Genomic DNA, 7,363 nt, shown 5'->3' with positions numbered 1-7,363 from the left:
ACTGCTCACCGTTGATAGCTTTTGCCTTCTAGTTCAGCTTGTTCACCCCTCTTGTATGAAAAGGGGTAAGGGAAAACCAAGGGGAGTTACAAACTGCCTATTGACAAGTCTCGTTCATATCAGCGATTGGAGGATCAAATGGACGCCGCAGCGGACTTTTTCACCACCCTTCTAAACGAGGGAGAAAAGCGGACAAAGCGGCGAAGAATGGCAACGCTTCCAAAATACAGGTGAAAAGGAGGGAGCAGCGTGCGTTGGAACCGCAAATTTAATCTTCTCGCCCTGTTCAGAAAAAGCATTCAAGCCAAGGTGTTCGCGGCTTTCGGTTTATTAATGCTGGTGGCGCTGCTTCTTGTCGGACTTGTCATCTATATTCATTTGACGGACAACATCAAGAAAAATGCAACCGTTTATGTGACCGACAGCATTCGCAGGGCGGATGAAAATGTCAATGCCGTGCTCAAGGACGCCAATCATCTGCTGGCCCTTGTCGTGACAAATCAGGAAAATGTAATTGATGTTTTGCGCAGCGACAATTACGAAATTTCGCTGGAATGGTTTAAGGAACAGAAGCAGATTAACAGCTTTCTTTCTTATTTAACGGCCTATAAATCGCAGATCAGCCGGATTGCCGTTGTCGGGACGAACGGGAAAATTTTTTCGGTAGGGGTGCCGTACCTGGATCGAACGACGCTGAACGAAGAGCTCGTACAGCAAATCATTCAAGCTCCCGAACAAAAAACGTTTATTAAGCAGTATCATAACGGACGGGAGGAGACGCTCACGATAGCGCGGACGATCCGGTACAACCGCGAGCCCATCGGGGTCGTTATGATCGACCTGGACTATCAGATCATCCAAAGCAATTATGATATTCGTCCGTCCGACGACAGCTTCGTATATATCCTCGGCGATAACGGAGATATCGTATATTCGTCCGCGGCAGCCAAAAGCATGGAACCTGCAGACAGTCCCACGGATATGGCGGCCCAATTGAACAAGTTCGTAGGGACCAGCCAAGTGCGGGAGGAGGCCATAGGCGGGGAAAAGCAGCTGGTGGTCAGCTCTACCTCGGATTTTACCGGCTGGACGACGGTGGGCATCATTCCGGAGCATACCCTGCTAAAAGATTCGCTGGCATTAAGAAATCAAATCATCAATCTTGTGCTTCTCGTGTACATGGCCGTTCTGGCCGTTTCCGCTGCGGTTTCCTCGCATATTACGAAAAACTTGCGCCGTCTGAGAAATACGATGGAGCGTGTGCAGGAAGACAGCTTCATAGCGGCTACCCATATTACCGCCGAAGATGAAGTGGGCCAGCTATCTCTTGTGTTTCAAAACATGCTGAGGCGGCTGCGGGAATCGATGAATGAGATCAAGCAGCGGGAACGGTTAAAGCGAGAAGCCGAGTTAACGGCGCTGCAAGCGCAAATCCGTCCTCATTTTTTATACAATTCACTCAATACGATCAAATACATGGCAAGTCTTAACCATGCGAGCAACATCGAAGAAGTGTCGTCCTCGCTCATCGAGCTGTTGAGGGGCGTTCTGGGCAACACGAAGGAGTTCATTCCTCTAAGGGAAGAGCTGCATTACGTTCAGAGCTACATTAATATTCAAAAATATAAATACATCGACCGTTTCAGCGTTCATTATCAAATCAGTCCTGAGCTGCTCGATACTCCCGTGCTTAAGCTGATACTGCAGCCCTTGGTGGAAAACGCCGTAACGCACGGCGTGGGCGTTATTAAGGAGAAAGGGATCATTACCGTAAAGGCGTACGTAGAGAACGGCTTGCTGAAGCTGGAGGTCGCCGATAACGGCGGCGGGATGACGGCAGAGCAGATTAGGCTTCTCTTGGAGGAGGATGCCGATGCGGCACGGACGAAGCCGTTCCGGTCCGGAGGGATGGGGATTTGCAACGTAAACGAGAGAATACGGATGGTTTACGGGCCGGAATACGGGCTGCAAATTTTTAGCAGACCCGGGGCTTTTACGAGAGTCGAAATTACAATTCCTGTTAACAGGGGGGATGTGAGCCATGTTTAAAGTGCTGTTGGTGGACGATGAACTGATTGCCCGGCAGTATATGCGCCATCTGATTGATTGGGAAGGGCAGGGAATGATCATTTGCGGCGAAGCCGGCAACGGGCTGGAAGCGATCGAGTTAATGGAGCGGGAACAGCCGCATATCGTCATTGCCGATATCAATATGGCGGGGATGGACGGCGTGGAGCTGTCCCGCTATATGAGCGCCAACCAGGCGGGGCGAATCAGATTGATCATTCTGAGCAGCTACGACAACTATGAATATGTGCGGGAGACGATGAAGAACGGGGCCGTCGATTATTTGCTCAAGCATCGTCTGGATGCCGCGGGATTGCTCGATATTTTGAGCAAGGTCAAACAGGAGATTACCGATTCGGAGGAGAAGCCGCAGCATTTAAACTATATCGAAAAAAATTGGTCCGCCTTGAATCAGGATGTGGCGCGCAACTATTTTAAAGAACTGCTGCTTGGCCTGGAAGAACAGTTCCCGAAGATTGAAGATTACTTCCGTCATCTTTCGCCGATCGGAGCGCGCAATCTGGTCGTCACCGTCATCCAAACCTCCGAGCAGCACGGCCCTGCACAGGGCCAGACGGTATCGGAACGCAATAAGAGAATGCGGTCGATTCTGGATATGGTTCAGCAAGGAATCGCCCAGACGGACAACGGCATCGCCGTAGAGCTGGAATACGGGAAGTTCGCGGTGATGACCGCCTTTCCGCAGGGGCGCAGCGAAAATGACATTCACCAGCGGCTCCATGCTTGTCTGCAAAGAATCGCCAGTTCGCTTGAGATGTACCTGAATCTTCAGGTGTCCTTCGCGTCGGGTCGATATGCCACAAGTTCTCGCAAATTCCGCTTAGTTATTCATCCGCTTTGCGGGATTTGGCCCGCGAATGGCCTGCCGCCGATTCTTATATTGAACAAGCCGAGGTGTTCACGCTGACGCTTCATCAAGAAAAAAGCTTGCTTCAAGCCGTCGAACAATTCGACCGGTTCAAGACGGACATGCTGCTCGACGATCTGTTCGAAGCGCTGGGAAGCCTGCCGTACGATTCGCCGTCCGTGTCCAACGCCGTCAATGAGCTGATCCAGCTTGCGGATAAAATATGGCGTAAAGCCGGCAGCAAAGATCAGGATTATGTTGACGACGATCTCCCCTTGAGATACGATCCGGCTTCGCCGGAGATGATCGATAGCGCCAAACAGCGGGTGAAGCAGTTGTTTCGGCAATTAATCGGAAAATTATCTCCCGAGCCGGAGCGCGCTTCCTATTCTCCGTATGTTGTGTCGGCGATGCAGTATGTTAACGCCCGTTACGCCGACAACATTTCTTTGGATCTGGCAGCGGAGCGCGCGGGAATAACCGCCTCTTACTTGGGCCGGCTGTTCAAGCAGGAAACCGGCGTCTACTTCACCGATTATTTGAATCAGATCCGGATCGATAACGCCAAGCGGCTGATCCGCAGCGGACGGTATAAAGTGAATCAGATATACGAGCGCGTCGGATTCTCCGGCTACAATTATTTCTTCAAGGTGTTTAAGGATTCGGTCGGCATGACTCCGCATCAATACGCCAAAAGCAAGGAAGAGCCGGACGGGCCGTCCTCCTGACGCAAGCGGGCCAGTTACGATTTTTGTAGTTTTTTTACGTATTATTGCAGTCTTTTGTAATCGCTTTCTTTGATAAGATTAAAGCGTTCACAAATAATGTACCGCTAAGGGGGGCGCCTCATTGCAGAGGTTAAAAAGAAGTGTATCGTTAATGTCGATTGCCGCTTTAATGACGACGGCGACTGTCGCCTGCACGTCCGGCGAAGAGAAACCGGCAGGCAATTCACCCGCCGCCAAGACCGATTCGAACGTCGCCTCGTCCGGCTTTCCCATCGTGGAACAGCCGCTGACGCTCAAGTTTTTCTCCAGGAAATCGCCGCCGAACGGTCCTTACGCCAACATGCTCGTATTTCAGGAATACGAGAAAAAGACGAACATGAAGATCGAGTGGGAGGACGTTCCTCAAGACGGGTTCGCCGAAAAGAAAAATTTGCTGTTTGCCTCCAATGAGCTCCCCGACGCTTTGTATAAGGCGGGACTGACGCCGCTCGAAGCGGTGAAATACGGCAGCAGCGGCATGCTCACGCCGCTCGAGGGCTTGATCGAGAAGTACGCGCCGAATCTTCAGGCGCTGTTCAAGCAATACCCGGACATCAAACCGGCGATCACGGCCCCCGACGGTCATATTTACGCGCTGCCGGGCATCGTAACGCTGACTGCGGGAAGAACGAACAAGCCGTGGCTCAATAAAGCGTGGCTGCAGAAGCTCAATTTGCAGGAGCCGAAGACGACGGACGATTTGGTTCAAGTGCTCAAGGCGTTCCGCGATAACGATCCCAACGGGAACGGGAAGCAGGACGATCTGCCTATGAGCGAGCGGAACTGGGATGCGCTGATCGGCTCGATGTCGGGCTCGTGGGGACTCGAAAGCCAGATGGGGTATCAGCTGGAAGTGAAGGACGATAAGGTTCACATATGGGTAACGGACCCCCGGTTTAAAGAATACCTGCAATTTCTGCATATGCTGTACCAGGAGAAGCTGCTGGATCAGGAAGTGTTCACACAAACGGAAACCCAGTTTGTCGGGAAGATGGCATCGGGCAATATAGGGTTCTTCCATAATCAGGCGAGCGACCCGTTTACCAAGAAAAAAGACGATTTTATGGGGATTGCGCCGCTCGCGGGGCCTCACGGAGATCAGAAGGTGAACGCGAACCCCGTAGCAAGAGACTTCGGCACCTTCGCCATTACTTCGGTCAATAAACATCCTGAAGCGACCATGCGCTGGATCGATTATTTTTACGGCGACGAAGGCTCCATTTTCTTCCGCTACGGCATCGAGGGGCAAACCTATAATTTGAAAAAAGACGGCCTGCCGGAGTATACCGACGAAATCTGGAACGATAAGCGCGGCACGGGAACGACGATCGGCCAATTCTCGCCATGGCCCGGCGGAGGCGCGCCTCATTTGATCAGCGAGAAAAACGCTACGGCTATCAATCCTGCGGAAGTTCAAGAAGCGCAGACGAAGCTGGACCCGTATATGCCTAAGCAAGTGTTCGGCGCTCCGCTCTTTGACGAGAAAACCGCCAAGGAAGTCGATACGCTCCGCCAGGATATCGATACTTACGTAGCCGAAACGACGAGCAAAATGATTACCGGCGCGGTCGGATTCGACAAATGGGATGAATATGTGAAAACGCTGGAAAAAATGGATTTGGCCCGTCTCGAGTCCATTTATCAAAAAGCGTACGACACGAATTACAAAAAGAAGTAAGCGACAAGTCCGCAGCGCAGCGGGTACAGGAAGGTTCTGTGCCCGCCGTAACCGGGAAGCCTTATTACAGGGGTGACAAACATGCAAACCGAACGGAAACCGCCGTCTCCCGGTATGGCCCAAGCCGTACCGGCAGCTCAGATCGGCGGAAGCTCGCTGGCCCGGCGCCGGCTGCTCAGGCGAATCCTCGTCAGATACGATTTATACCTCATGCTGCTGATCCCGCTCGCGTGGTATTTGATTTTTCAATACGGACCGATGTACGGGGTACAGATCGCTTTTAAAGATTTTCAGCCCGCCAAAGGGATTATGGGGAGCAAATGGGTCGGCTTGGAGCATTTCGAGCGCTTTTTCTCCTCCTATTATTTCGGAAGATTGCTGTGGAACACGATTTCAATCAGCTTGTATTCGCTGCTGTTTTCTTTTCCCGTTCCGATTCTGCTGGCGCTGCTCATCAATGAAATCCGCAGCCAAGGATTTAAGAAGTGGGTGCAGAACGTAACGTACATTCCGCATTTTATTTCGGTCGTCGTTATCGTCGGCATGCTGCAGCTGTTTTTGGGTTCCCAAACGGGCTTTATCAATGTGCTGCTTCATGCGACGGGCGCGGAAAAAATCTCTTTTTTGGATAGCGGAGAATGGTTTAAATCGGTGTTTATCAGCTCCAATATATGGCAGAATATGGGCTGGCAGTCGATCATTTATATCGCCGCTTTAAGCGGCATCAATCCGCAGCTGTATGAAGCCGCCAAGATGGACGGAGCCAGCCGGTTACGCCGAATATGGCATGTTTCGCTGCCGGGTATTTTGCCCATTATTATCATTTTGCTCATTCTCGATGTCGGCCACTTCATGAATATCGGCTTTGAGAAAATTTTGTTGATGCAGAACAATTTGAACAAGGATGCCAGCGACGTCATCCAAACGTTTATTTATACCAACGGGATTCAAAAAGGCGATTTCAGTTATACGGCGGCGATCGGGTTGTTTAATTCCGTCATCAATTTCGCCTTGCTTATTCTGATCAACCGTTTTGCCCGCAAGAAGGCGGAAACGAGCTTATGGTAGGAGGGAGAGCATGAATAATAAAGCCGTACGCCGCATTGCCGACGGCCGTTGGTTTGATGCTGGCATTTATACCGTATCGGCCGCCATTCTCGTGACGGTGCTGTATCCGCTGCTGTTTGTACTAAGCGCTTCCTTCAGCGATCCGACCAAAGTCATGAGCGGCGAGATGTGGCTGCTGCCGAAGGGCTTTACCTTGGGCGCTTACAAAGAGATTTTCGATTATGCCGCCGTCTGGTCCGGCTATCGCAATACGCTGCTCTATACGACGGTAGGCACGTGCGTTAACCTTATCTTGACGACGCTTGCCGCCTATCCGTTATCCCGCAAAGATTTGCCGGGCCGCAATCTGTTCATGTTTCTGATTACGTTTACGATGTTTTTCAACGGCGGCTTGATTCCGACTTATTTGATCGTGAAAGGGTTGGCGCTCGTCAATACGTTCTGGGCGCTGATCATCCCGAATGCGATCGCCACGTATAACCTGATCGTGATGCGGACCTATTTTCAAAACAGCATCCCTTGGGAAATTCAGGAGGCTTCGCTCATCGACGGCTGCTCCAACTTCCGCTTGCTCACGCATATTATATTGCCGTTGTCCAAGCCGATTATCGCCGTAATGGTATTGTATTACGCCGTCGGTCATTGGAACTCGTATTTCAATGCGTTGATTTATTTGCGCAACTCCAATTTATATCCGCTGCAGCTGGTGCTTAGAGAAATATTGATCGTCAGTCAGAGCAATATTCTCGACCAATCCGGCTCGACGTTCGGGATGGACGAGAAGCTGCTTCTGGCCGAAAGCATTAAATATGCGCTCATTATCGTAGCGAGCCTTCCCGTTCTGATCATGTATCCGTTCGTGCAGCGTCATTTCGTCAAAGGCGTGATGATCGGCTCGCTGAAAGGATAATACCG

The 7,363-nt window shown here is 51.1% G+C and carries 6 protein-coding genes; all 6 read left to right on the top strand.

The window, feature by feature from the left end:
• Window positions 1-249 precede the first annotated feature (249 nt).
• Complete coding sequence (locus N0M98_RS27400; protein WP_249863425.1) at window positions 250-2,049, top strand: sensor histidine kinase; 1,800 nt, start codon at window positions 250-252, stop codon at window positions 2,047-2,049.
• Window positions 2,042-2,995, top strand: coding sequence for a response regulator (locus N0M98_RS27395; protein WP_259619739.1), 954 nt, complete (start codon window positions 2,042-2,044; stop codon window positions 2,993-2,995). The genes N0M98_RS27400 and N0M98_RS27395 overlap by 8 nt, the downstream gene beginning before the upstream one ends.
• Window positions 2,935-3,663: a helix-turn-helix domain-containing protein gene (locus N0M98_RS27390; RefSeq protein WP_259619738.1), complete on the top strand. Its 729-nt coding sequence runs from the start codon at window positions 2,935-2,937 to the stop codon at window positions 3,661-3,663. Before N0M98_RS27395 ends, N0M98_RS27390 begins: the two co-directional genes overlap by 61 nt.
• 121 nt (window positions 3,664-3,784) lie before the next feature.
• Window positions 3,785-5,380: an extracellular solute-binding protein gene (locus N0M98_RS27385; RefSeq protein ID WP_259619737.1), complete on the top strand. Its 1,596-nt coding sequence runs from the start codon at window positions 3,785-3,787 to the stop codon at window positions 5,378-5,380.
• Between the two features lie 114 nt (window positions 5,381-5,494).
• On the top strand, window positions 5,495-6,448 hold the full coding sequence (locus N0M98_RS27380) for an ABC transporter permease (protein ID WP_259619741.1): 954 nt from the start codon (window positions 5,495-5,497) through the stop codon (window positions 6,446-6,448).
• Window positions 6,449-6,458: 10 nt separating this feature from the next.
• Complete coding sequence (locus N0M98_RS27375) at window positions 6,459-7,358, top strand: carbohydrate ABC transporter permease (protein ID WP_259619736.1); 900 nt, start codon at window positions 6,459-6,461, stop codon at window positions 7,356-7,358.
• Window positions 7,359-7,363: the final 5 nt, after the last annotated feature.

It is taken from the genome of Paenibacillus doosanensis (assembly GCF_025060755.1).
In the GTDB taxonomy this organism is placed as follows: domain Bacteria; phylum Bacillota; class Bacilli; order Paenibacillales; family NBRC-103111; genus Paenibacillus_S; species Paenibacillus_S doosanensis.
This window is presented reverse-complemented; position numbering and strand designations above follow the sequence as displayed.